Origin of the sequence: Mycobacterium sp. D16R24, assembly GCF_002013385.1 — a bacterium.
In the GTDB taxonomy this organism is placed as follows: Bacteria; Actinomycetota; Actinomycetes; order Mycobacteriales; family Mycobacteriaceae; genus Mycobacterium.
The window spans coordinates 111674-135880 of sequence record NZ_MAEV01000015.1; the positions used below are offsets into that span (position 1 = coordinate 111674).

At 65.0% G+C, this 24207-nt stretch carries 24 protein-coding genes and 1 pseudogene; 6 read left to right on the top strand and 19 right to left on the bottom strand.

Going from position 1 to position 24207, the window contains the following annotated elements; genetic code table 11:
- Positions 1–15: 15 nt before the first annotated feature.
- The 4 genes from B4383_RS14145 to B4383_RS14160 form a co-directional block, all read right to left on the bottom strand.
- Positions 16–783, bottom strand: a complete 768-nt coding sequence (locus tag B4383_RS14145) for a hypothetical protein (RefSeq protein ID WP_139360771.1) — start codon at positions 781–783, stop codon at positions 16–18.
- The gene (locus B4383_RS14150) at positions 780–2708 is read right to left on the bottom strand and encodes a glycoside hydrolase family 15 protein (RefSeq protein ID WP_176126599.1); all 1929 of its coding nucleotides are present in this window, start codon (positions 2706–2708) and stop codon (positions 780–782) included. Before B4383_RS14150 ends, B4383_RS14145 begins: the two co-directional genes overlap by 4 nt.
- A gap of 81 nt (positions 2709–2789) precedes the next feature.
- A complete protein-coding gene (locus B4383_RS14155; RefSeq protein WP_078291103.1) occupies positions 2790–2972 on the bottom strand; it encodes a hypothetical protein in 183 nt (60 codons plus the stop codon).
- On the bottom strand, positions 2969–3979 hold the full coding sequence (locus B4383_RS14160; protein WP_078291106.1) for a nitronate monooxygenase: 1011 nt from the start codon (positions 3977–3979) through the stop codon (positions 2969–2971). Before B4383_RS14160 ends, B4383_RS14155 begins: the two co-directional genes overlap by 4 nt.
- Before the next feature lie 55 nt (positions 3980–4034).
- On the opposite strand from B4383_RS14160, the gene B4383_RS14165 reads away from it, so the two are divergent.
- A complete protein-coding gene (locus tag B4383_RS14165) occupies positions 4035–4799 on the top strand; it encodes a DUF899 domain-containing protein (RefSeq protein ID WP_286150630.1) in 765 nt (254 codons plus the stop codon).
- Between the two features lie 99 nt (positions 4800–4898).
- On the opposite strand, the gene lepA is transcribed toward B4383_RS14165, so the two are convergent.
- Positions 4899–6809, bottom strand: a complete 1911-nt coding sequence (gene lepA, locus B4383_RS14170) for a translation elongation factor 4 (protein ID WP_176126592.1) — start codon at positions 6807–6809, stop codon at positions 4899–4901.
- 32 nt (positions 6810–6841) lie between these two features.
- On the opposite strand from lepA, the gene B4383_RS14175 reads away from it, so the two are divergent.
- Positions 6842–7429, top strand: a complete 588-nt coding sequence (locus tag B4383_RS14175) for a type II toxin-antitoxin system PemK/MazF family toxin (RefSeq protein WP_078291111.1) — start codon at positions 6842–6844, stop codon at positions 7427–7429.
- A 20-nt stretch (positions 7430–7449) separates the two neighbouring features.
- Here the strand turns inward: B4383_RS14175 and B4383_RS14180 are convergent, their stop codons facing one another.
- The 4 genes from B4383_RS14180 to B4383_RS14195 all read right to left on the bottom strand — a co-directional run bounded on the left by B4383_RS14180 (position 7450) and on the right by B4383_RS14195 (position 11727).
- A complete protein-coding gene (locus B4383_RS14180) occupies positions 7450–8115 on the bottom strand; it encodes a TetR/AcrR family transcriptional regulator (protein ID WP_078291113.1) in 666 nt (221 codons plus the stop codon).
- Positions 8116–8177: 62 nt separating this feature from the next.
- Positions 8178–9017: a transglutaminase family protein gene (locus tag B4383_RS14185; RefSeq protein ID WP_078291115.1), complete on the bottom strand. Its 840-nt coding sequence runs from the start codon at positions 9015–9017 to the stop codon at positions 8178–8180.
- A gap of 56 nt (positions 9018–9073) precedes the next feature.
- Complete coding sequence (locus tag B4383_RS14190) at positions 9074–10051, bottom strand: alpha-E domain-containing protein (protein WP_078291117.1); 978 nt, start codon at positions 10049–10051, stop codon at positions 9074–9076.
- Positions 10051–11727 (bottom strand): circularly permuted type 2 ATP-grasp protein, encoded by a 1677-nt coding sequence (locus tag B4383_RS14195; RefSeq protein ID WP_078291119.1) that lies wholly within the window; start codon positions 11725–11727, stop codon positions 10051–10053. Before B4383_RS14195 ends, B4383_RS14190 begins: the two co-directional genes overlap by 1 nt.
- 247 nt (positions 11728–11974) lie before the next feature.
- Here B4383_RS14195 and rpsT point away from each other — a divergent pair, with 247 nt between their 5' ends.
- Entirely contained in the window at positions 11975–12235 is a 261-nt protein-coding gene (gene rpsT / locus B4383_RS14200) for a 30S ribosomal protein S20 (protein WP_078291125.1), read from the top strand.
- Positions 12236–12308: 73 nt separating this feature from the next.
- On the opposite strand, the gene holA is transcribed toward rpsT, so the two are convergent.
- On the bottom strand, positions 12309–13259 hold the full coding sequence (gene holA / locus B4383_RS14205) for a DNA polymerase III subunit delta (protein ID WP_078291127.1): 951 nt from the start codon (positions 13257–13259) through the stop codon (positions 12309–12311).
- Positions 13260–13412: 153 nt separating this feature from the next.
- On the opposite strand from holA, the pseudogene B4383_RS14210 reads away from it, so the two are divergent.
- From B4383_RS14210 to B4383_RS14220, 3 genes and pseudogenes are all read left to right on the top strand, one after another.
- A pseudogene (locus tag B4383_RS14210) lies at positions 13413–13949 on the top strand (hypothetical protein); the annotation flags it as partial.
- A 75-nt stretch (positions 13950–14024) separates the two neighbouring features.
- Positions 14025–15440: an FAD-dependent monooxygenase gene (locus tag B4383_RS14215; protein WP_078291128.1), complete on the top strand. Its 1416-nt coding sequence runs from the start codon at positions 14025–14027 to the stop codon at positions 15438–15440.
- A 6-nt stretch (positions 15441–15446) separates the two neighbouring features.
- Complete coding sequence (locus B4383_RS14220) at positions 15447–16181, top strand: maleylpyruvate isomerase N-terminal domain-containing protein (RefSeq protein ID WP_078291130.1); 735 nt, start codon at positions 15447–15449, stop codon at positions 16179–16181.
- A 7-nt stretch (positions 16182–16188) separates the two neighbouring features.
- Here B4383_RS14220 and B4383_RS14225 read toward each other — a convergent pair whose 3' ends face one another.
- The 9 genes from B4383_RS14225 to B4383_RS14265 form a co-directional block, all read right to left on the bottom strand.
- Positions 16189–17706, bottom strand: coding sequence for a ComEC/Rec2 family competence protein (locus B4383_RS14225; protein WP_078291281.1), 1518 nt, complete (start codon positions 17704–17706; stop codon positions 16189–16191).
- Between the two features lie 14 nt (positions 17707–17720).
- Positions 17721–18515, bottom strand: a complete 795-nt coding sequence (locus B4383_RS14230; RefSeq protein ID WP_078291133.1) for a ComEA family DNA-binding protein — start codon at positions 18513–18515, stop codon at positions 17721–17723.
- Between the two features lie 94 nt (positions 18516–18609).
- Complete coding sequence (locus B4383_RS14235; RefSeq protein ID WP_078291135.1) at positions 18610–19446, bottom strand: DegV family protein; 837 nt, start codon at positions 19444–19446, stop codon at positions 18610–18612.
- A gap of 3 nt (positions 19447–19449) precedes the next feature.
- Positions 19450–20193 carry a diglucosylglycerate octanoyltransferase gene (gene octT / locus B4383_RS14240; protein WP_078291137.1) on the bottom strand — a complete coding sequence of 248 codons (744 nt, stop codon included), beginning with the start codon at positions 20191–20193 and terminating at the stop codon, positions 19450–19452.
- Positions 20180–20845: a glucosyl-3-phosphoglycerate phosphatase gene (gene gpgP / locus B4383_RS14245; RefSeq protein WP_078291139.1), complete on the bottom strand. Its 666-nt coding sequence runs from the start codon at positions 20843–20845 to the stop codon at positions 20180–20182. The genes octT and gpgP overlap by 14 nt, the downstream gene beginning before the upstream one ends.
- Entirely contained in the window at positions 20842–21243 is a 402-nt protein-coding gene (rsfS, locus tag B4383_RS14250) for a ribosome silencing factor (RefSeq protein WP_078291141.1), read from the bottom strand. Before rsfS ends, gpgP begins: the two co-directional genes overlap by 4 nt.
- Positions 21240–21899 (bottom strand): nicotinate-nucleotide adenylyltransferase, encoded by a 660-nt coding sequence (gene nadD / locus B4383_RS14255; protein ID WP_170914941.1) that lies wholly within the window; start codon positions 21897–21899, stop codon positions 21240–21242. Before nadD ends, rsfS begins: the two co-directional genes overlap by 4 nt.
- Before the next feature lie 32 nt (positions 21900–21931).
- Positions 21932–23350 (bottom strand): VWA domain-containing protein, encoded by a 1419-nt coding sequence (locus tag B4383_RS14260; protein ID WP_078291146.1) that lies wholly within the window; start codon positions 23348–23350, stop codon positions 21932–21934.
- Positions 23350–24198 (bottom strand): MoxR family ATPase, encoded by an 849-nt coding sequence (locus B4383_RS14265; RefSeq protein ID WP_078291282.1) that lies wholly within the window; start codon positions 24196–24198, stop codon positions 23350–23352. Before B4383_RS14265 ends, B4383_RS14260 begins: the two co-directional genes overlap by 1 nt.
- Positions 24199–24207 lie beyond the last annotated feature (9 nt).

Here is a 24207-nt window from a genome sequence, read left to right on the forward strand (position 1 = left end):
AAGCACAGCCCCCAACTATTGACTCAGTATCGGCAGAATCTCAGGCGCCACCTGATCGCGGATCCTTTCCCACGGCACGGTAATCGGAACAAAATCACCGGCGGCATGCGACACGGGCACATAGAACCGCAACCCCGTCGGCGCCGGTACCCACTGCTCAAGTCGCCCGTTGACGTTCCCCTGGCGCACCCGTCCGGTCGGATCGAGATCGGGTAACACCTGCCTCAGCCGTTCGAGGGCCGCGTACTGGTTGGGGAACAGGTTGTCATAGGTGATGGGTTGGGCGGTATCGCCATTGATCACGGTGGTCGACACCGATTGGTTGGGGTGCGCGCCGCCGGCGTACCAGAGATACACCTGGATGCCGGCGACTACGTGCGGTCCGATCATGGCGACACCGGTGGCCTCCAGGCCAGGCCCGACATCACCGTCACCGATCGACACGTGCTGGCTGTTGCCGGGACCGGGCAATGCCTCGATCAATTCCCGTAGCGCGGCGCGCGTGCCTTCGTTGAATCGATCACGAACGGCGGGAACTCCACCGGACAGCTGCGGCACCTGCACGTCGTAGGTGACCAGCCCTTCGGCACCCGTGACCGTTTCCGATAGGGGTGTGTACCCAAAGGCCGGGGCGGTGTTCACCGCAGAGCCCGACGACGTTGTCCCCGAGGAGGACTCCCTCGTGGTGGACGTCTGCTCGGCGTGGTCGGTGGTGCGGCCGCAACCAGCTGCGATCACACACATCACCACCACGACCGCGGCGGTGCCGCCCCGGGCCCTCACGTGGGTGCGTTCGCCGGCTGGAAGGTGCCGCTCACGTCCGCCTCCTCCTCGGCCCGGATGACGTGCACGACAGCGTTGATCAATGCCAGATGGGTGAAGGCCTGCGGAAAGTTGCCCAGATGCCGACCGGTGCGCGGATCGATCTCCTCGGCGTAGAGCTGCAGCGGGCTGGCGAAGGAGAGCAGCCGCTCGCACAGGTGCCGTGCCCGGCGCACCTCGCCGATCTCTACCAATGCCGAGACCAACCAGAACGAGCAGATGGTGAAGGTGCCTTCCTCGCCGGTAAGCCCGTCGTCGGTCTCCTCCACCCGATAGCGCAGGACCAGACCGTCGTGGGTCAGCTCATCGGCGATCGCCAGCACCGTCGCACGGATCCGCGGGTCGTCGGGTGGCAGGAACCGGTTGAGCACCGCGAGGAGCAGCGAGGCATCCAAAGCGGTTGAACCGTAACGCTGCACCAGCACCCCGCGCTCGTCGACGCCGCGTTCGAGAATATCGTCTTTGATCTCGTCGGCGATATCGCGCCACTGCTGGGCATAGCTCTTCTCACCGTGCAGCTCAGCGAGTTTGGCGCCGCGATCCATCGCGACCCAACACATGATCTTGGAGGAGGTGAAGTGCTGCGGCTCGCCCCGGACCTCCCAGATTCCACGGTCGGGTTCGCGCCAGTGCCGCGCGGCCTCCTCTGCCTGATTCTTCAGAATCGGCCACAGTGTCGCCGGAATCTGTTCGCGCGATTTCGCGTGCACGTACACCGAATCGAGCATGGTGCCCCAAATGTCGTGCTGGACCTGATCGAACGCACCGTTACCTATCCGCACCGGCCGGGCCCCGTCGTACCCGGACAGATGCGGCAGCTCCCCCTCCGTCAGCGTGCGTTCTCCACCCACGCCGTACATCACCTGCAACGGATGCCGCTCCCCGTTGTTCGCACCGGACGCATCGGCGATGAAGGCGAAGAAGTCGTCGGCCTCGCGATCCAGCCCGAGCGTGTAGAGACCCCACAGCGCAAAGGTCGAGTCCCGCACCCAGGAATAACGATAGTCCCAGTTGCGCACTCCCCCAGGGGTTTCCGGCAGAGACGTGGTCGATGCCGCCAACAGCGCTCCGGTCGGCGAGTACGCCAGGCCTTTGAGGACCAGTGCACTGCTCTGCAGGTACGACCGCCATGGATGATCGGGGAATTCGCCGATGTTGATCCATTGCCGCCAGGCTTCGGCGGTCTTCCACATCTTGTCGGCGGCTTCCGCATAGGTCTGCGGGACAGGGTGTTTCGACCAGCTGAGCGCGACGAAGACACTGTCACCCTCGGTGAGCCGGGTACGGGCCCGAGCCTCGCGGCCCTCCAATCCCAGCCGAAGATTCGTGGTGAGCTTGAGGGTCGGGTTGGTCTCGGGATTCTTGGCCGCCCGGGCTATCGCCTCGCCATATCCGTCACCGGAGTACTCCCAGGTGAGCCCCTCGCGGTGGTAGTCGAAGGCGGGCTCGCAGTTCATGATCACTTCGACGGTGCCGCTGACGCAGCGCACGGTGCGCAGCAGGATGTGTTCGGCATCCCAGTCGGTCGGCGTGCGCTTGTGTGTCTTCGACCGCGAATCGACGTCATGCCATGGCCCCAGCACCAGCGCATCGCGGACTGTGAGCCAGCCCGTCTTGGTCTGCCACGTGGTTTCCACCATCAGGCTGCCCGGCAGGTAACGGCGCGCGGCCGGAACGTTGTGTCCGTACGGCCCGATCCGGAAGTGGCCGGCGCCGCGATCGAGGATGGCGCCGAAGATGCTCGGCGAGTCAGGCCGCGGGACGCACATCCACTCCACTGACCCGTTGGCGGCGATCAAGCAGGTGTTCTCCCAGTCCGAGAGGAACGCGTAGTCGGCGATCGGCGGGAAGGGACCGCGGCGCTGGACGGGAGACTGAGCGGACATCAGTCCTTCAAGCGACAACTCGGGATCAAGAGACGACACCATCGGACCATCGTAGGTGCGACCCCGGAACGCACCGGTTATTTAGCGTCGGCGGCGCAGATAGATACCGAGGCCGCCGAACAACAGCAGATTGAAGACCAAAAGGGCCACCAGGACACCGGTGGAGCCTCCGCTACGCGGCCCCGCCAGATAGATGACCAGGTCGAGGCCGATCAACACGCATGCGGCGATGACCATGGTCCAGATGAGAGCGGCCGGCTTCATGTCGTCACCTCACCGGCAGCCGAGCCCAGCTCGGCAGCCAATACGGACATCAATTCCGCCACCGGCAGGGCCCGCGCACGGTGATGTTCGGTACCCGCCCACAACGACATCACGTCCGGGTCCCCGCTCGCCCGAAGCTCCTTGGTCGCCGAGTTCAGCGCCGGGAAGCTCACCGGAGCAACCGATTCCATATCCCGCTGGAATGCGTTGGAGATGCTCCGCGCCGGGCGGCCCGAGAACACCCGTGTCACCACCGTCTCGGCCGGTTGCAGCAGAGCGTCCTTGTAGACCTGTTTGGCTCCCGACTCGTCGGTCACCACCAAAGCGGTACCCAGCTGTGCGGCCGAGGCTCCGGCGGCAAGCACCCGGGCGATGTCGGTGCCGTCCATGATTCCGCCCGCGGCAACCAGCGGTAACGCGGTGACCGCCCGCACGTTCGCGATCAGGTCCACCAGCGGCTCCTCGGGAGCCCCGGCGTCGAAACTGCTGCGATGACCGCCGGCCTCCGGGCCCTGCACCACCAGCGCGTCGGCGCCGATCCCCTCGGCGATCGTGGCCTCGGCGGCACTGGTGACCGTGATCCACACCTCGGATCCAGCGGCGCGCAGCCTGTGCGCATCCTGTGCGGACGGCACCCCAAAGGTGAACGACACCACCGGGACAGGCTTGGCGACCAGATATTCGATCTTGTCGGCATACGCGTCGTCATGCCAGACCGGGTCACCGGGAGCGACCTCGAACTTGTCGGCCCACACCTTCAGCTTGTCGAGATACTCCCGCAGGTCGACACCCTGGTCGGGTGTGGGGACGAAAACGTTGAAGCCAAAGGGCAGATCGCCCATCGCCTCGCGGTCCTGATCCAACTGCGCGATGGTGCGGTACCCCGCGGGCAGCAGGCCGAAACCGCCTGCCGCACTCACGCCGCCTGCCAACGCCGGGACGCTAATACCGCCGGCCATCGGGGCACCGACGATGGGAAGACGAAGCCCGGCAAGGACGCTACTCATGCTCCTCAGCGTATCGACGCGATGAGTTTTCCGGCCGGGGCGGGTCGGTATGGATATGACAAGCTCACCCGCCTACCCCGCCGCCGTCACCCGCGAGGAATGGCTGACGGCCCGCAAGCAACTGTTGGCCCGCGAGCGCGCGGCCACGCATCTCCGCGATGCCGTCAATGCCGAACGTCGACGGCTACCCATGGTGAAGGTCGAGAAGGACTACGTATTCGAGGGCCCCGACGGACAGGCGCGGCTCCTGGACATGTTCGAGGGACGGCACACGCTCTACGTCCACCACTTCATGTGGCTGGACGATATCGACCGCGGCTGCCCCAGTTGCACGGGGGCAGCCGACATGACGTTCACCGAACGAGACCGCACCTTGTTGGCCGACAAGGGCGTCACCTTCGCTTGCGTATCCCGCGCACCGTACGCAAGCATGGCGCGTTACCGCGACGAACACGGGTGGACATTCCCGTGGTATTCCACCAATGACGGCGATTTCAGCTACGACTTCCATGTGACGCTCGACCCGTCACGCGTTCCGGTCGAGTACAACTACAGGTCGCTCGACGAGTTGCGCGCCGACGGATTCAGCGACGAGGACCTCCACGGGGACTGGCCAGGCGCCAGTGTCTTTCTGCGTCGCGAAGATGAGGTCTTTCATACCTATTCGGCCTTCGCGCGCGGGCTGGACCATTCCGCGGTCGGGTATCCGTTCCTGGACCTGACGCCGTATGGACGTCAGGAACCCTGGGAGGACTCACCCGTCGGCTGGCCGCAGGGCGGGGCGATCGTCGGCATGCCCAGTCAGGAATGCCAGCACTGAACCCGAGTGTGCGGATTCGGTCGGAACTCAGCGAAATTTCGACACTATCCGCACGCTCGACGAGGTTGGGTCACCCGCCGCGCGAAGCCGCCGCTGGGACTACTTCTTGGGCTTGTCCGCCGCGGACTCGGTGGACAACGCCGCCACGAAGGCTTCCTGTGGCACCTCGACCCGTCCGATGGTCTTCATGCGCTTCTTGCCCTCCTTCTGCTTCTCCAGCAGCTTGCGCTTACGGGTGATGTCACCGCCGTAGCACTTGGAGAGCACATCCTTACGGATAGCCCGAATATTCTCGCGCGCAATGATTCTGGATCCGACGGCAGCCTGCACCGGCACCTCGAACTGCTGACGCGGAATGAGCTCCTTGAGCTTGGCGGTCATCTTGTTGCCATACGCCGAGGCGCCGTCCTTGTGCACGATGGCGCTGAACGCATCGACCGCCTCACCCTGGAGCAGGATGTCAACCTTCACCAGGTCGGCCTCCTGCTCGCCGGCCTCTTCGTAGTCCAGGCTGGCGTAGCCGCGGGTGCGTGATTTCAGCGAGTCGAAGAAGTCAAAGATGATCTCGCCCAACGGCATTGTGTAACGCAGCTCGACACGCTCCGGCGAGAGGTAGTCCATACCGCCGAGTTCGCCGCGCCGCGACTGGCACAGCTCCATGATCGAACCGATGAACTCACTCGGCGCGATCACGGTGGTTTTCACGACGGGCTCGAACACCGACCGGATCTTGCCCTCGGGCCAGATGGACGGGTTGGTCACCATCATTCCTGGATCACCGGGCGCCGTTCCTTCAGTTATCACCCGGTACACCACGTTCGGCGCGGTCGAGATGAGGTCGAGGTTGAATTCGCGTTCCAGCCGCTCACGGGTGATCTCCATGTGCAGCAATCCCAGGAAGCCACAACGGAATCCGAAGCCCAGCGCCACCGAGGTCTCCGGCTCGTAGGTGAGTGCGGCGTCGTTGAGCTGCAGCTTGTCCAGCGCCTCACGAAGATTCGGGTAGTCGGATCCGTCCACCGGGTAGAGCCCGGAGTACACCATCGGCCGGGGTTCGCGATAACCGGTGAGCGGTTCGGTCGCACCCTTGCGTGCGGAGGTGACGGTGTCACCGACCTTCGACTGGCGCACGTCCTTCACGCCGGTGATCAGGTAGCCGACCTCACCGACCCCAAGGCCCACAGAGGGTTTGGGATCCGGCGAGACGATGCCCACCTCCAGCAGTTCGTGGGTGGCGCCCGTCGACATCATCGCGATCTTCTCGCGCGGCGTGATCTTGCCGTCGACGACGCGGACGTAGGTGACGACACCGCGGTAGATGTCGTACACGGAGTCGAAGATCATCGCGCGCGCCGGGGCGTCCGGATCGCCTTGCGGCGCAGGAATCAGCCGCACCACCTCATTGAGCAGCGCCTCGACGCCCTCACCGGTCTTGCCGGATACCCGAAGCACATCGGAGGGCTCGCAGCCGATGATGTGCGCGATCTCTTGCGCGTAGCGGTCCGGGTCGGCGGCGGGCAAATCGATCTTGTTGAGGACCGGGATGATCGTCAGGTCTTTGTCGAGCGCCAGGTACAGGTTGGCCAGTGTCTGCGCCTCGATGCCCTGCGCGGCATCGACCAGCAGCACGGCGCCCTCACAGGCCTCCAGGGCGCGCGACACCTCGTAGGTGAAGTCGACGTGCCCGGGGGTGTCGATGAGATGCAGCACGTACTCGGCGGAGTCGGCGGCGGTGCTGATTTTCCAGGGCAGCCGCACGTTCTGTGCCTTGATGGTGATGCCGCGTTCGCGTTCGATATCCATCCGGTCCAGGTACTGGGCGCGCATGGACCGCGCGTCGACCACACCGGTCAGCTGCAGCATCCGGTCGGCCAGCGTCGACTTCCCGTGGTCGATGTGGGCGATGATGCAGAAGTTACGGATACGCGCCGGGTCCGTGAACGTCGTGTCGGCAAAACTTGGCACCGCACCATGCTCCCATGCCGACAGACGTGCTCCTGACACACACATCGCCGAGGGCTACCGGTCAGTATGCTCGCTGCATGGCGTCACAGTGGCAGACGCTCGGGCGGAGGCTCGGGAAGATCGCGGAAACCATCGTGTTCCGCGAAGGCCCGAAGGTGCTGCGGCAACTACAGGGGTCCGAACTTGTCCAGCGTGGACTACAGCGTGGACTCGAGGCGATCGGTGTCGTAGAAACCGAGCCGCAGACCGCCATTCCGGGCCGTCCGGTGACCAACCGCAGTGTGCCCACGGCCCATCGCGCCCGGCGCATCGAATACGCACCCGACCTGGACGGTCGCGCCGATCCCGGCGAGATCGTGTGGACGTGGGTGGTCTACGAGGATGACCCCTCACAGGGAAAGGACCGTCCGGTGCTTGTCGTGGGACGGGACGGGGCGGTCCTGCTGGGCCTGATGCTGTCGAGCCAGGAGCGCCACGAAAGCGATCTGGATTGGGTGGGGCTCGGCAGTGGTAGCTGGGATTACGACGGACGCCCCAGCTGGGTGCGCCTCGATCGAGTGCTTGACGTTCCCGAAGAGGGAATTCGGCGCGAGGGCGCCATTCTGGACGTGGAGCGATTCAACATTGTCGCCATGCATCTGCGCGCGCGGTTCTCCTGGAGCTGATCCAATCGCTCCGCGCGGCCTCAGTGTTCGACTGAGTTGCGCAGTTCGACGGAGTTACGCACCGGCGACGGCGTGAACATGGCCTGATTGATGAACTGGGCGGTGTACTCGGCCAGCTCCTCACGCTCCAGACGCAGCCGTCCGTCGAGCCAGGCCAAGACGGTGCCGGCGACACCCGCAGCCAGGGCTTCGGCCTGCACCGCGGTGTAGTTCGGATCGGCATCCGGATCGAACTCGGCGCGAGCGGCACCGAGCATCAACGCCATGTAGTGCGTCAACCGCATGCGACGACGAGTCAGTCGCTGGCTTCCCATCGCCTCGGTGGCGATCACACGGGCGCGCCGGGGGTCGGCGGTCAGTGCGGTCACCGCACCCACAACGCCGGCATGCACCTGCGAGCGTGAGTCCTTGTCAGCGGCGGCCATCGCCGAACCTGCCGTGGCGATGCTGTCTTCGATGATCCAGTCGAAGACAGCGACGAGCAGCTCGTCGAGGCCGTCGAAGCACTCGTAGAAGTAACGCGTGTTCAGTCCGGCGGTCTTGCAGATCTCCCGAACCGTTGTCGCTGCCCAGCCTGAGCTGGCCATAACCTCGAGCCCCGCCTCAAGGAGGCGTCGCCGCCGCTCCGCGCGGCGCTCGTCTGCCGTTCGTCCGCCGTATAGCCCGGTAGCTTGTTTGGTCACCATGGTCTACGCATTATTACTCTTCTTGCCAGACACCTGTGCAATAACCGGCTTTTCTGCGGTGTTTAGGCGAGTCGTGTGACTTCGACCACGACGTCCAGATCGGTCGAGCCGCCCCCCGAATAGATGCCCTTGAGCGGGCTGACGTCCGAGTAGTCCCGGCCGACGCCGATGGTGATGTACTGCTCGTTGATCTCGCTGTCATTGGTGGGGTCGTAATCCCACCAACTGCCGGCCCAGCCCTGGATCCACGCGTGACTCTGTCCATCCACCGTCTCGCCCACGGCCGCGTCACCCTTGGGGTGCAAATAGCCCGACACGTAGCGCGCCGGGATCCCCATACTGCGCAGCAGAACCAGGGTGAGATGCGCGTAGTCCTGGCATACGCCCTTTCTTTCGCGCAGCGCGTCCAGCGCCGACGAGTGCACGCCGGTGGTTCCGGGTACATAGTCGAGCTCCGAATGCACCCATTTCGATGCCGCGACAATAGCTTCGGCGGGAGTGGCCGCCCTGCTGATCCGCTTGCCCACTGACTGCACTTTCTTGCTGTGTGGGACGTATGCACTGGGCGACAGATACTCGTCGAATCGGTCGATGACGGCCGTGGCGTGGATGTCATCCCAGCCCACGGATTCCTCCGGCCTTTCCGCGATGTCGGTCTCCACCACCGACAGCCCCGTCACCTCCAGCTCGGTATGCGGTGCGTGTAGGTCGAATGTCGTGACGGCAGTACCCCAGTAGTCGACATACCGGTACGAGCGGGTGGCCGGGACCGTCTCCACACGGTTGAGGATGACGTTCTGGCGACCGTCACTACGCGGCGTCAACCGCGCCTCGTTGTAGGAAGCGGTCACCGGCGTCTTGTAGGCGTAACCGGTCGCGTGGACGACTCGCAGGCGCCACATCTACTTCTCCTCTTCGCGCAAGCTGGGGGTACCTCCCGCTGGTGGGGGCCTCATCGTCAGATCTCGCCTTCCTCGATGGGATCCACATCGTGGCGACCACCGGCATCGCTCCACGCCACCCATGGTGCGGCGTGGAAATACTGCAGCGCCACCGCCTCGCCCAATTCCCGGCAGGTCTGTTGCAGGCCGGCCAGACGGGTCGGCAGGTCCTCCAGCAGCACCCCTGGGCGCATGAACTCCAACTCACTGCGGGCCCGCCCCAAGAGCCGCTGCGCCTCGGCACGCGCACCAACCCGGCTATGCGGCTGGTGATCCAGTTCCTCAAGGCTCAGCTCGGCCTGGCGCAGTGAGTGGAACACCGAACGCGGGAACAGCCGGTCCAGCAGCATGAACTCAACGACCCGGCTGGCATCCAACACCCCACGGTAGGTACGCAGGTATGTGTCGTGGGCGCCCGCGCTGCGCAATAGGGTCACCCAGGCTGGCGAGGACGCACGGTCACCAACGCGCGAAAGCAGCAGCCGCACCGTCATATCCACCCGCTCGATGGACCGTCCCAACACCAGGAATCGGTAACCGTCATCACGGCTGAGCGTGGAGTCGGCGAGCCCCGCGAATTGCGCGGCACGCCCCTCCACATAGGTGAAAAACTCGTGCGGGCCGAGTCTGCGGGCGGCGCGCTCACGATCGGCCAGCGCGTTGTAGGTGGTGTTGAGGCACTCCCACATCTCGGTAGATGTCACTTCGCGTGCGCCGCGGGCATTCTCACGCGCTTCAGAAATGGAGTCGACGATCGACCCGCCCTGCACTCCCCGGCTGAATGCGACAAGTTCGGTGAGTGACCACACGTCGAGCACGATGTCCGGTGCGTCGATGCCCAGCACGCGCAGCAGCACGCGGGAGGCGTGGTCGGGATCGACACTCGCGTCCTCGAGCAGCTGGTGCACCGTGACATCCAGGATGCGCGCCGTGTCATCGGCCCGTTCGACGTATCGGCCGATCCAGTAGAGCGACTCCGCGTTTCGCGCCAGCATTAGGACATCACCTGCTGTTGTTGCTGTTGTTGCTGTTGTTGCTGTTGTTGCTGTTGCACCTGCAGACCTGCGGTGGCTGCCTCAGGTCCTTGTTCGACCTCCGCCGCCTGCGGCAGTTCGGGGACCACTTCAGCCCCCGACAGCTCACGATCGGCGACAGAGGCCCGCGAGGCCAGTACCCAGGTGTCCTTGGATCCGCCACCCTGGCTCGAGTTCACCACCAGCGAGCCCTCCGGCAGCGCCACCCGGGTGAGGCCACCGGGCAGCACCCACACGTCATCACCGTCGTTGACCGCAAACGGGCGCAGATCCACATGCCGAGGCACCAGCTGATCGCCGACTTTCGTGGGCACCGTGGACAACTGGACCACGGGCTGAGCCACCCACCCCCGCGGGTCCGCTTTGATCTTCTTAGCGATCGCGGAACGTTCCTTCTCGGAGGCGTCGGGCCCGAACACAATGCCGTACCCGCCGGACCCCTCCACCGGCTTGATGACGAGCGCGTCGATGCGGTCCAGCACTTCCTCACGCTCGTCGTCGAGCCAACATCGGTAGGTGTCCACGTTCGCGACGATGGGTTTCTCACCGAGGTAGTACTCGATGATCGTCGGCACGTAGGTATAGACGAGCTTGTCGTCGCCCACTCCATTGCCGACGGCGCTGGAGATGACGACGTTCCCGGCGCGTGCGGCGTTCAGCAGCCCCGCGACCCCGAGTACCGAATCGGGACGGAACTGCATGGGGTCCAGGTAGGTGTCGTCGATGCGGCGGTAAATGACGTCGACCTGACGTTCACCTTCGGTGGTGCGCATATAAACCTGGTTGTCGCGGCAGAACAGGTCGCGGCCCTCGACGAGTTCGACACCCATCTGGCGGGCCAGTAGTGAGTGCTCGAAGTAGGCGGAGTTCGCGACACCAGGTGTGAGAACCACCACGGTCGGATCGGCCTCATTGGTGGCCGCCGATTTACGCAGGGCCCGCAACAGATGCGAGGCGTAGTCGTCCACCGCGCGCACTCGGTGCGAGGTGAACAGGTCCGGGAAGACCCGCGCCATGGTGCGGCGGTTCTCCATCACGTACGACACCCCGGACGGAGAGCGCAGGTTGTCCTCGAGCACCCGGAAGGTCCCCTGCGCATCGCGCACCAGGTCGATACCCGCGACGTGGATGCGCACCCCGTTGGGTGGGTTGATCCCGGCGGCCTCCCGGTGGAAGTGCTCGCAGGAGGTGATCAAGGCACGCGGGATTACCCCGTCGCGCAGGATCTCCTGATCGCCATAGATATCGGCGAGGTACATCTCGAGTGCCTTGACCCGCTGGGCGATGCCCCGCTCCAGCCGCGACCACTCGGCCGCGGCGATGACGCGCGGCACCAGATCCAGCGGAAACGGCCGCTCCTGACCCGACAGCGAGAAGGTGATTCCCTGATCGACGAATGCCCTGCCCAGCGCGTCGGCGCGCGCGGCCAGGTCGGCGGCGTCGGTGGGCGCGAGCTCGGCGTAGATCCCCTTATAGGGTCCGCGCACGTTGCCCTCCGCATCGAACATTTCATCGAAGGCCTTGGAGTAAGCGCCCTTCTCGGACACCAGTGCGCGGTATCCGCCAAAGATCTGGTCATCACGCCGGGTTAGCCGTGGCGTAGCCGCCGCGCGTGTGGGTCGCCCCGAGTTCGGCATCACTGTTCGCAGGCTCACCTTGCCTATGCTGCACCAACTCGCCGGATTCGGCAGTGCGTGCGCGCGTATCACCGATACTTGCTGGCTACCTGGACGCAATCTGACGTTGTTGGCTCACCCGCCGGTTTCAGGTTTCGGCCGTACCCCTGGTAGTCTCTTCCCTTGCGGCGCTGATCAGCTGCCCTGGATCCAATGATCTGGAGGCCCGCCGCCCTACCAGACGATATTTACCGAAGGATTTAGACGCGTGGCCAATATCAAGTCGCAGGAAAAGCGCATCCGGACCAACGAGCGTGCCCGGTTGCGCAACCAGGCGACCAAGTCGTCTCTGCGCACGGCAGTCCGCGGTTTCCGCGATGCCATCGCCGAAGGTGACAAGGACAAGGCGGGCGAGCTGCTCGTTGCGACCAGCCGCAAGCTGGACAAGGCCGTCACCAAGGGTGTCATCCACAAGAACCAGGCCGCCAACAAGAAGTCGGCGCTGGCCCTGGCTCTGAATAAGCTCTGATCTAGTTTTCCGATCAACGCCGAGCGCGCGAGCGTGCTCGGCGTTTTTCGCGTCTCCAGGTAGCTCCGGTGCGTTAGGTATTCACCAATTCGGCCACCTTGCGCACCGCCGATTCCAGGGCGTAGTCGGCGTCGGCCGCCGCCCCCTTCACATCGGCGTTGAGCGCGGCCACTACCCGGATGGCCTCGGCCACCGCATCACGCGACCACCGCCGCGCCTGTTTCTGCGCCTTTTCGATACGCCACGGCGGCATCCCGAGCTCGGAGGCTGCCGCGTAGGCGTTCTGTTTGATAGGCCCCACCCGCGCGATGGTGTGCACCGCCTCGGCGAGCGCATCGGCCAACAACACATGCGGGACACCCCGCTGCATCGCCCAGCGCAGTGCCTCCGTCGAGCCGGCGATGTCACCCACCACCGCCTTGTCGGCGATATCGAATCCGGACACCTCCGCACGTCCGGAGTGGTAGCGGCGCACCGCGGCCTCGTCGACGTTGCCGTCGGTGTCCGACACCAACTGCGAACACGCTGCCGCCAGTTCCCGAATGTCGGAGCCGACGGCGTCGATCACGATGGCGACCACATCGGCGTCCACCTTCTGGCCCAGGCGGCGGAACTCCTTGTGCACGAAGTCGGCGCGCTCGGCAGCCTTGGCGATCCGTGCGCAGTTGTGCACCACGGCGCCGAGATTCTGCAATGTGGTGGCCAGCGCCTTCGCGCGGCCACCACCGGAATGTTGCACAGCCAGAAAGGTTCCCGGCGGCAGGTCGGAGGCCGCCTGCTCGATGAGGGCGACGGAGTCCTTCCCCGCTTCGGCGGCAGCCTCGACGATGATGACTCTTTCGTCGGAGAACAGCGAGGGGCTCAGCAGCTCGGCCAGCTCCGCCACGTCGACCTGCCCTGCCCGCAGCCGATTGACGGGGATGTCCGCACCCGCCTTGCCGCGCACCCTGTGGAGCACCGACGTCACCGCACGCTCGACCAGTAGTTCTTCATCCCCCAGGATCAGGTGCAGCGCATCGGTCACCCGACGATCGTCCCATGCCGCGCGGACAGCGAGTTTCCACCGTCGACCGGGTGAGTGATTAGCACGTACCCCTGTTTGAGCCGCAAGATTCTGGAATCACTACCGACCAGTAGCACTGTTGCTCCCCCACTCAGCGGACAAGATGGCCGGCCAATGACAACGGAGTCTTTGCACATCATCGCTGCTGCCGACGAGGGCGGTGGCGCCGCGCTCGACCAGGTGATCGGTATGTCGGTGGTCGCCGCGATCGTCTCGGGTGGCCTGCTCTGGATCGGCTACCTGCACCGCCAGCGACGCATCACCTGGCTACAGAACCTGGCGGACCGGGTGGGTAACAAATTCAACCGGCCGCCCTGGGTGGCGCTGCAGATCTGCCTCTTCGTCTCGACGATCGTCGCCGCGCTGTTTGGTTTCATCTGGGATGTCAGCCTGCACATCGGCAAGGGCCGCGACGCGGGCCCGCTGGCCAATCCCGCGCATTACTTCATTCTGTTCGGGTTGTTCCTGCTGTTCATCGCGGGCACGCTCGCGATCGTTTTGCCCTATGACAGGCCCGGTTCGGCGGCGGTGCGGATCACCCGCACCTGGTACGCGCCGGTCGGCGGTCTGCTGATGGCGGTACGTGGTCTCTATGCGTTGATCGGGTTCCCGCTGGACGACATCTGGCACCGCATCTTCGGCCAGGACGTCGCCCCAAATCTAAGGCTTTTCTAAGAAATTAAGAGAGCAGTAAGAGTAGGGTGCATCGAGACGAAAGGATCGGCGATGACACCTGAAAAGCGGGAACACAGAGATCACGCGGTAGTCCTCGGGGCTGGGATGGCCGGGCTACTGGCAGCCAGGGTGCTGTCCGAGTCCTACGAATCGGTCACGGTGGTCGAACGCGACGAATTGGGCGTGGGCGCTACCCCGCGCACCGGCGTGCGGCAGGGTCAGCACATTCACATGTTCATGAGCTCGGGCACCGAAGCGCTGGAACAACTGTTCCCCGGCATTCTCGGAGAACTCCGGGCGGACGGAGCCACCGTCTGCGACGAGGGTGACCTCTCGCGCGTCAGGATGCTGATCGGACCGCATGAGATGTTCAACCGATCGGACAAATTCCGTGACCCAGGAACGTTCAAGCTCTATCTCACAACCCGCCCCTTCCTGGAGTCCCATGTACGACAACATGTTCGACTGATCGACAATGTCAGGTTCCTCGATGGGCACGATGTCATCGAACCGATGACCGAGGAACACCGCGTCACCGGCGTTCGCGTAGCGCGACGATCTACGGGGCTGGTCACGACACTCATCGCAGACCTGGTGGTTGACGCCACCGGACGGACTCCACGGACGCAAACATTCTTGGATCGGCTCGGATGCGAAAGGCCTGCCGAGGTCCGCATGGCATCGCCCGTGACGTATGCCAGCCAGCTCGTGCACGTGTCCGATGACGTCGCGATGGACAAGCTGACCTTCTTCAACCCGGCACCGGAGCACCCGCATGGTGGAGCGATCGCCCGCTGCGAGAACGGCACCGTCATGGTGACGCTGGGCAAGTTCGACATGGAGGAACCGCCCACCACCTTCGACGAAATGATGTCATTCGCAGAACAATTCGCACCCACCGAGTTGGTGGAGACCATCCGGTCCGGGGTGCCGATCGACGACGTACACACCTACCGCTATCACGACGCCGTGTGGCGACGCTATGACCACATTCAGCAGTTCCCCGAGGGGCTGCTGGTGATCGGCGACGCGATCTGCAGTCTGGATCCCATCAAGGGCCAGGGGATGACCATGGCCCTGACGGAGGCACTGATACTGAGGGACTGCCTCATCGCCGGCGATGCCGAGCTCGCCCGCAGGTACTTCGACGCCGTCGGCCGACGCATCAACGCGGTGTGGCAACAGAACAAGTTGGCGGCACCACTATTCACCGGAGCACCGGCGAATGCTTCTGTCATGCAATGCATCGCCTGGAGGTTGTTGGCGTGGTGGGCTCTTGCGATGATGACCGCGGCGCGTGAGGACATTCGCATCACTGAAACGATCCTGCGCGTCAACCACCTGCACGACTCCCCATCCCAGATGCGACGGCCCGCATTCCTGCTGCGGGTGCTGCGCCACTGCTGGCGACCGCACGAAGCACCCGTGCAATCACCTCGCCGCCAGCGCACCGTTTCCAGGGCGTAGCCCCTAGTGCCCGGCTACGAGCGACAGCCGGTACTACGGCCGGGTCATGAGGCCGTGGCGGCGTACCGCCTTGTCTACCAACGTATTGACGCACTTCTTCGCGATCGTGACCAGATCGCCGAATTACCTGTGCCCGCGTGCCCCGCCTGGACCGTACGCAAGACGCTCGCTCATCTGACCGGACTCGCGCAAGACATCGTGTCGTTCACTCTGAAAGGCATAGGTACCGAGGCGTGGACCCGCGCGCAGGTTGATCGCCTGGCAGAAAGGACTGTCGATGAGTTGCTCGACCTTTGGAGCGAGGCGATCGGCACGGTGATCGAGCGGGTGGGCCAGGACGGCCTCGAAGCGCCGGCCGCCCAACTCGTCTTCGATTCCCTCACACATGAACACGACATTCGCGGCGCACTCGGCGAACCTGGCACGCGCACGGATGATCCGGCCTTCGCAGTCGCCGTGGAGTTCTTGATGACGAGACTTGACGGGATGGCTCGACAGGACGGCTTACTGGCGCTCATGCTGAACACCCCTACCACCGGTTCCGTCCAGCTCGGTGAACCCGCCACGGCGACACATCGCCTCGTCCTCTCGATTTCGGACTTTGAGACGCTGCGCGCCTTTGGCGGACGACGTAGTGTGCGACAACTGTCGGCCCTCCCGTGGCATGGAGATCCGGCCGATCTGCTGCCCACCCTCGGTAACGAGTCCATCCGACCACCGCAGAACGATCTGATCGAATGACGACAACTTAACCCACCAGTCTCGCCGAGATAACCAACGCAAGCACGCACAGCGCCGCGAACCAGATCACTCCGCGGAACCACCGCCGGCGCCACCACCACACCGAAAGCCCCAGCGCGACAGCCACAATCAAAAATCCGATGGCACCCGAGGGCACAGGAATCGCTGTCGATCCACCTGCGGCCGCGTAGTCGGCGACGTGGAGCAACCACCACAGTTCCGGGCCACAGAACCGCACCAGCAGACCCGCGGTCAGCGGTGAGATCATGGCAAGCCCCGCAGCCGCCGTACCCAGGATGGTGATGGGCGCGATGACGACGCCAGCGACCATGTTCGCGGCGACGGATGCCACGCTGACGCTTCCGGAGATCGCGGCAATCAGCGGAGCGGTGACCACCTGTGCCGCCACCGCGACGCATAGGGCATCGGCCAGTGGCTTTGGCCAGCCCCGGGCGGTCAGGCGCATTGACCATCGCGGCGCCAGCACCACCAGGGCCGCCGTGGCGACCACCGACAACGCAAACCCGATGTCCACGGCAAGACCCGGTGATATGGCGAGCAGCACCAAAGCCGTTGCCGCCAAGGCTGGTACCGCCTGCCGACGCCTCGCGGTCAGCACACCAAGTAGCCCGATCGCACCCATCACTGCCGCTCTCAACACGCTCGGTGAGGGCCTGACGAGGATGACGAAGCCGACCAGAACGAGCCCCGCCAACATCACCGAGGCCCGTAGGCCAATCAGTCGCCCCAGGAGCAGCACGGCCCCGCACACGATGGATACGTTGGCCCCCGATACCGCCATCAAGTGGGTGAGTCCCGATGTTCGAAACATCGCGATGGTGCCCTCATCGAGCGCACTGGTGTCCCCCAGCACCAACGCCGGCAGCAGCGCGGCTTGGTCGGCAGGCAGCGTACTTCGTGCGATCTCGACAAATCGATCACGAATGCCATTGGCCGCGCGATGAATTGGCGAGTGGCCGATGACCGTGGGTTCTCCCACGGCGGCGAGCATGGCGGCGGTCAGATCATGCCGCGCGGAACGGGTGACCACCGCACGCGTCGTCACCGTGTCGCCGACAGCAACGGCGTCGAGCAAGGACGACGACCCGAAGACGATGACGGAGCCACCACGTGACTGTGCGGTATCACCCATCGCGACGAGGTCGGCGCGCACCATCGCGCGCCCTCCGGTGATCGATCGCGGGTCCTCCGTTACCCGCAGCTGCACCGCAACAACGTGTCCCACGCGGGAACGCAAGGGATGACTCTGCACCCCGTCACGTCGCATGGCCGCGGCGACCGAGAATCCAACACCGGCAATCAGGACGACGAGCACCGCGGTGCCGAAGGCCCTGTTCAGCCGACGACGAGACAGGTGCACGGTCAGCGCTCCTAGCGCCAGCACCGCCGCCAGGAAATAGCCTATCGGCCAAAGGATTCCCGTTGCGGTAGCGGCCCAGGCGGCAAGCGCGGGCGGTACCAGACGCAGATCCAGAAGGGACTCATCGTCGCGGACGGCATTCACGAGATCGGCATGAGTCACAACACGACAAGGGCGCGCAGCTTGTCCAGCCGCGCGGGGCCGACCCCGTCGACCTCCGAGAGCTGATCGATGCTGGTGAACTTGCCATGGTCAGAGCGCCACCGCACAATCGACGCTGCCATGACCGGCCCTACGCCGGGCAGCGTATCCAGTTCGGATTCGGTTGCCGTGTTGAGGTTTATCCGCCCCGGCGGTATCGGCCCCCTGGCGTCCGCATTGACGGAAGGTGGCCGCCCGGCGGCGATAATCGAGCTCGTCATCCCCACGGGCTGCCCGGGCGCCGGAGCCAGACCGACCACTATCTGATCGCCATCGACAACCGGCCGAGCCATGTTGAGCGTCACGACGTCGGCGCCCTCGACCGCACCCCCGGCCGCCGTCACCGCGTCGGCGACCCGGGCACCACTGGACAAGGTGACCAGACCTGGTCGCTTCACCAGGCCGGCCACACTGATGACCAAGGCACTCGGCGCGGACGTTGTGCTCGATGAAACCGGTTGCACCGGAGGAAGTTGTGCACTCACAGGCGGTGCAGGCTGCCTCATCACGGTGAAGATCGTGACCAATACCGCCAGCACGCCAATAGCGCCCAGAGCAACAATCCCGGCACGACCGGGGTCGGTGCGGACGGACTCCAGCCACCCGCGCGGACCGCCGGGCGTCAGTGAATCCGGGAGCCAACGCAAGGCCGAATCCGGCTCAGCACCGGCCGCCCCCGCGACGTCGTCGTCATCGTCATCACTCTCACGCCCGGGCGGCGCAAGGCGTCGGTGCAGCAGCTCGGATTCCATATCCCGACGCTAGAAAGCGCCGGACCATCCCGCCAGAGGTGGCGGGGCATCTGTGGATCAATGCAGAGCTGTGGAGAACTCCGAACGCCCTACCTCACTCCACGGGTTCGGCGCACACCCCGACAGCACCAGGCCCCACGTGCACTGCCAGCACCGGCCCCATCTCCGAGATCACCGGATCATGCGCGGTATTCAGCCGCGAGCACACCAGCTCGTTGACCTTCTCGGCGGTTTCGGTGTTGTCAACGTGGTGGATCGTCACCGAGACGCGACGCTCCCCCACGAAGTCGACGATGTTGTCGACCATCGCCCCGATCGCCTTGGTGGCGGTGCGGACGCGCTGCGCGAGAACCAGCTTTCCGTCATCATCGATCTGCAACACCGGCTTGAGGGCCAGCGCGGTGCCGAGCCAGGACGAGGTGGCACTGATACGTCCGCTGCGCCGCAGATGGTCCAATTTGTGCACCACCATGACACATCGACTGCGCCCCACAGCATCCCGCGCGGCCTGGTACGCCGCACTCAGATCTGCACCGGCGGCTGCAGCCCGGGCCGCGGCCAGCGCGACGAAGCCGCTGCCCATCGCGGCCGACCGTGAATCAACGACATGCAGCCGATCGCCGTATTCACGGGCCGCCTGTCCTGCGGCTTCGAAAGTGCTCGACAATCTGCCGGACAGATGGACCGCGACCACGCCGTCGCCGCCGCTGTCGATCAGGGCCTGCCGATACACCTCGGCCAGCTCGGCCGGCGACGCACCGGCGGTGGTGGCGCGGCCCTTCTCGTACACCGAGGGGGGGATGGGGTCCACGCCGTCACGCAGGTCCAGATCGCCAGTCAGCACATGCAACGGCACCAGCCGGATGCCCAGCATCTCGGCGTCGTGCGGTTGCAGCCGCGCCCCAGTGTCCGTCACCACCACAACCGGCATGAGTCACCGAACCCCGAGCTCGGGCAGCACGGTCCGCAGCGCGTTGATCATCAATTCGGCAACGCGCTCATGCGCGACAAAGTTCCAGTGGATTCCGTCGGGGTTCCCGCGGCCCGAGAAGATCTCCTCGCCGACGGCTTCCTTCAGATCCACCACCGGCATCTTGTGTTCCGACGCCCAGGTCTGGATGGCGGACGCGGTGGCTTCCCTGCCCGAGTGCACGCGGCCATATGACTCGGCGATGTGCACCGACGGCAACGAGGCGATCATGGGCAGTCCGGGACGGTTGAAATCCAGTGCGCCGCGAGTCTTTTCAAGGTATTCCACGGTGAGCTTGGGGGGCAGTGCCACCCGCGCGATGGGCGAAAGCCGGGGCTGCAACCAGCCGTACCCGTCGCGGATCCAGCTGCGCAATCTCGGCGGACGAATCAGCCTGATCGACTCCCGCAACGCCGTCGGAAGCGGCGAAGGCAGCGAATCCATGCCGCTCGTCGCGAAGATGACGGCTCCGGCGTGCGGTACCGCTGCCCACGCCCGCGGGTCCTGGATGGCCGCCCACCACACGTCCCGACAGGTCCAGCCGATTCGGGCGATCAGTTCGACATCCCAACCGAGATGCTGCCCAACGATATTGGGCCAAATCCTGGGGTCGTCGGCGGGCAGACCGCCGGTTGGCCCGTAGTAGGACAACGAGTCCGCAAAGATCAGCAGCTTCTTGCGCTCTGAGCCTCCCTCAGAGGACGTCATTGGTCACCTGCGCCGAGGCGTTCCAGACATCCAGGCGCCACCGGATGTCATTGAATCCGGCACCGTCCGCCGAATGTCCGCCCAGCTGAACCCAGCTCGCATTGCCCATCCCGCCGAGCACCGGCCAGTTGCTGACATCCAGACGCAGCAGGGCGGCAGTGAGCGCGGCGATCAGACCGCCGTGGGCAACAAGGACCACCGGGTGATCGCGCTCATCGGTTCCCCATTCCGTCACCGAGTCAACGAGTTCGGCGACGAGGGGCACGCTGCGATTAGCGACGTCGATGCGGCTCTCTCCGCCATGAGGCGCCAGCGTCGCATCATCGCGCCAGGCGGCCCGGGCGCCGGGGGCAATGGCGTCGACCTCGTGATGGGTCAACCCCTGCCAATCGCCGAGATGGGTCTCCCGCAGCCGCTCATCGACCGACACCCCGACGTGGCAGCGATCCGCCAGCGCCGTCGCGGTGTCATATGCCCGCTGCAGATCCGAGGACACAATCACCAGTGGCAGCCGCTTGGCCAGCACTTCGGCGGCCGCGACCGCCTGCGCCCGGCCCAGATCCGACAGTCCGGTGTCCAGCTGTCCCTGCATCCGGCTGTCGGCGTTGAAGGTCGTCTGCCCATGCCGCAGCAGCACCAACCGACGGATCATGCGCCGTCCTCCGTGTCGGCCGGGGCATCGACCGGCGCAGCGTCCAGATCCACCGGAATGGTCGGGCAGTCACGCCAAAGCCGTTCCAGCGCATAGTAATTACGCTCGTCTTCGTGCTGGACGTGGACAACCACGTCCACGTAGTCCAGGAGCGTCCAGCGTCCCTCGCGGCCGCCTTCGCGGCGCACCGGCTTGTGACCGCCCCGGCGCAGCTGCTCTTCCACCGCGTCGACAATGGCGTTCACCTGGCGCTCGTTAGAGGCCGAGGCGATCACGAAGCAGTCGGTGATGACCAGCTGTTCGGAGACGTCGATGACGACGACATCGGTGGCGAGCTTGGCTGCGGCTGCCTGTGCGGCCAGCGTCGCTAGCTCGACGGCATCTGCGGTGGCGGTCATGCGGCGTCCCCTCGGTTCTGACTGTAAAGCTGATGTTTTGCGACGTACTGCACGACCCCGTCCGGTACCAGGTACCAAATCGGCCGCTCCTGGCCCGCCCGAATCCGGCAGTCGGTCGACGAGATGGCGAGCGCGGGCACTTCGACAAGCGAGAGCCCGTCGGGAGGCAGCTCGGCATGGGCGATGTGATCGGAACTCAGTTCGTATCCGGGTCGGCTGACCCCTATGAACTTGGCCAAGGTGAACAGCTGCTCCCAGTTCTCCCACGACAGGATCGAGGCCAGCGCGTCTGCGCCGGTAATGAAGTACAGGTCCGCGTCGGGATGCGCGTCGCGTAGGTCGACGAGGGTGTCGACGGTGTAGGTCGCCCCGCCACGGTCAATATCGGCCCGGCTAACGGTGAACCGCGGATTTGATGCGGTCGCGATGACGGTCATCAGGTACCGATGCTCGGCGGGGCTGACCTTGCGCCCCTGCTTCTGCCACGGCTCTCCCGTCGGGACGAAAATGACCTCGTCGAGTTCAAACCGGTCGGCAACCTCGCTGGCGGCAACCAAGTGACCATTGTGGATGGGGTCGAACGTCCCGCCCATCACGCCAAGTCGGCGGCGCTGCGCTGAACCGCTTGCGCGAAGAGTGTCAGGGACAGATTGCACGAATTGCCAGCTTACTGGAGTGATGACCGGCGCTAGACGGGCAGCAGGTTGTCGATCACCGTGGCCAGCTGTTTCGCCGATCGGCATTCGTGCATGGTGATGGCGTCCTGGTACCGGGTGGCGGCCGAATCACCGGTTCCCCAGTGGTTCTTGGGCTCGGGATTGAGCCAGTGCGCGTGCCTGCTGGAGGACACCATCGAGGTGAGCACCTCGATGGCAGGATTGCGGTAGTTGGTGCGTGCGTCACCCAGGATGAGCAGCGCACTACGGGGGGAAAGGACCGTCGGGAACTTCTCGACGAACGTCTTGAACGCGTGCCCGTAGTCGCTGTGTCCGTCGCCGGTGAACACCTCCGCCTCCCGGGTGATCCGCACGATGGCCTCGGCAAGATCGGTGTCGGGCGTGAACAGGTGGGTCACCTCGTCGGTGCTGTCGATGAACGCGAAGACACGCACCCGCGAGAATTGCTGACGCAGTGCGTGCACCAGCAGCAACGTGAAATGCGAGAACCCTGCCACCGATCCCGACACATCACAGAGCACCACCAGCTCGGGGCGGGCCGGACGGGGCTTCTTCTGTACGACGTCGATGGGCACACCTCCGGTGGACATGGACTTACGCAGGGTGCGGCGCAGATCGATCTGACCGGTGTGGGCACGGCGGCGCCGGGCCGCCAGACGGCTGGCCAACATTCGCGCCAACGGGTGCACCACCCGTTGCATGTTGCGCAACTGCTCCCCCGAAGCTCGCAGGAACTCCACGTTCTCGGCCAATTGCGGCACACCGTACGCGGTCACGCGTTCGCGCCCCAGCTGTTCGGCCGTGCGGCGTTTGGTCTCCGCCTCGACGAGCTGGCGCACCTTCGAGATGCGCTGTTTGGCAATCGCTTTCGCGACGGCCTGGTCCGTTGGTGACGCATCGTCGCCACCGCCGAGCAGGCCCATCAGCAGTTTGGCCTCGATCTGGTCCAGGGACAGCGATTTCATGGCCTGGTAGGCCGAGTAGGAGGTTCCCCGGGTGGAGTTGTACTTCCCGTATGCCTCCACGATCTGCGCGATCAACGAATTCAGGGGCAGATCTCCGGCGTCGGAGGCAAGCAGGTCTATCAGCTGCTCACGCACCTGCTCGATATCCTCGATATCAAGGGCTGTCGATTCCTCGTCGACTTCGACGAAACGGGCGCCCAGCGCGGGCGGGAACCACAGGTCGAACAGCACGTCGAAGGTCGGCCGATGATCGGCGCGACGCAAGACCGCGCAAGCCAGACCTTCACGAAGTTCGGTGCGGCTCTGCAGCCCCAGCACCGTCATCACTCGACCCGCGTCCACCGTCTCCGACGGACCCACCGAGATGCCCTGTTCGCGTAGTGCTTCCACGAAACCCACCAGATGGCCTGGCAGACCATGCGGCGCCAGGGGCAGGGTCGGCTTGGGAGGCTTACGCGCGGGCATTAGTTCAGCCTCAGCTCTCCTGCGGCCCGCTGCTGGTCGGAGTGATGTTTGAGGATCACGCCAAGTGTCGACGCGATGACGGCGTCGTCGAGAGTATCCAGGCCCAGCGCCAAAATGGTGCGCCCCCAGTCGATGGTCTCGGCGACCGAGGGAACCTTCTTGAGCTGCATGTTGCGCAGCACTCCGATGATGCGCACCAGCTCCTCTGCGAGGGCGGCGGGCAGCTCCGGCACCCGTTTGAGCAGAATGCGCCGTTCCAGCTCGGCATCGGGGAAATCGATGTGCAGGAACAAGCAGCGCCGCTTGAGCGCCTCGGACAGCTCACGGGTGGCGTTGGAGGTCAGGAGAACGAACGGCTTGCGGCTCGCCTGGATGGTGCCCAGCTCGGGGACGGTGACCGCGAAATCACTGAGCACCTCCAGCAGCAGGCCCTCGATCTCGATATCGGCCTTATCGGTCTCGTCGATGAGCAGAACCGTCGGATCCTCGCGGCGGATCGCGGTGAGCAGCGGTCGCGACAGCAGAAATTCCTCGGCGAAGACGTCGGTCTTGGTCTCGTCCCAGTTGCCCGACCCGGCCTGGATACGCAAGATCTGCTTGGCGTGGTTCCACTCGTACAGCGCACGCGCCTCGTCAACACCTTCATAGCACTGCAGACGCACCAGGCCCGAGCCCGTGGTTTGTGCTACCGCCCTGGCCAATTCGGTCTTACCGACGCCCGCAGGACCTTCCACCAGTAGCGGCTTGCCCAGCCGATCGGCAAGAAATACCGCTGTCGCCGTGGCGGTGTCAGCGAGGTATCCGGTCTCGGCCAGCCGGGCGATGACGTCATCGATGCTCGTGAACATCGGCGCGGT

Coding starts and splice junctions, on each gene's coding strand:
- B4383_RS14150 (WP_176126599.1), bottom strand. CDS start 2,708: ATGTCCGCTCAGTCTCCCGTCCAGCGCCGCGGTCCCTTCCCGCCGATC.
- B4383_RS14155 (WP_078291103.1), bottom strand. CDS start 2,972: ATGAAGCCGGCCGCTCTCATCTGGACCATGGTCATCGCCGCATGCGTG.
- B4383_RS14160 (WP_078291106.1), bottom strand. CDS start 3,979: ATGAGTAGCGTCCTTGCCGGGCTTCGTCTTCCCATCGTCGGTGCCCCG.
- B4383_RS14165 (WP_286150630.1), top strand. CDS start 4,035: ATGACAAGCTCACCCGCCTACCCCGCCGCCGTCACCCGCGAGGAATGG.
- lepA (WP_176126592.1), bottom strand. CDS start 6,809: ATGTGTGTGTCAGGAGCACGTCTGTCGGCATGGGAGCATGGTGCGGTG.
- B4383_RS14175 (WP_078291111.1), top strand. CDS start 6,842: ATGGCGTCACAGTGGCAGACGCTCGGGCGGAGGCTCGGGAAGATCGCG.
- B4383_RS14180 (WP_078291113.1), bottom strand. CDS start 8,115: ATGGTGACCAAACAAGCTACCGGGCTATACGGCGGACGAACGGCAGAC.
- B4383_RS14185 (WP_078291115.1), bottom strand. CDS start 9,017: ATGTGGCGCCTGCGAGTCGTCCACGCGACCGGTTACGCCTACAAGACG.
- B4383_RS14190 (WP_078291117.1), bottom strand. CDS start 10,051: ATGCTGGCGCGAAACGCGGAGTCGCTCTACTGGATCGGCCGATACGTC.
- B4383_RS14195 (WP_078291119.1), bottom strand. CDS start 11,727: ATGCCGAACTCGGGGCGACCCACACGCGCGGCGGCTACGCCACGGCTA.
- B4383_RS14215 (WP_078291128.1), top strand. CDS start 14,025: ATGACACCTGAAAAGCGGGAACACAGAGATCACGCGGTAGTCCTCGGG.
- B4383_RS14230 (WP_078291133.1), bottom strand. CDS start 18,515: ATGGAATCCGAGCTGCTGCACCGACGCCTTGCGCCGCCCGGGCGTGAG.
- B4383_RS14235 (WP_078291135.1), bottom strand. CDS start 19,446: ATGCCGGTTGTGGTGGTGACGGACACTGGGGCGCGGCTGCAACCGCAC.
- octT (WP_078291137.1), bottom strand. CDS start 20,193: ATGACGTCCTCTGAGGGAGGCTCAGAGCGCAAGAAGCTGCTGATCTTT.
- gpgP (WP_078291139.1), bottom strand. CDS start 20,845: ATGATCCGTCGGTTGGTGCTGCTGCGGCATGGGCAGACGACCTTCAAC.
- rsfS (WP_078291141.1), bottom strand. CDS start 21,243: ATGACCGCCACCGCAGATGCCGTCGAGCTAGCGACGCTGGCCGCACAG.
- B4383_RS14260 (WP_078291146.1), bottom strand. CDS start 23,350: ATGCCCGCGCGTAAGCCTCCCAAGCCGACCCTGCCCCTGGCGCCGCAT.
- B4383_RS14265 (WP_078291282.1), bottom strand. CDS start 24,198: ATGTTCACGAGCATCGATGACGTCATCGCCCGGCTGGCCGAGACCGGA.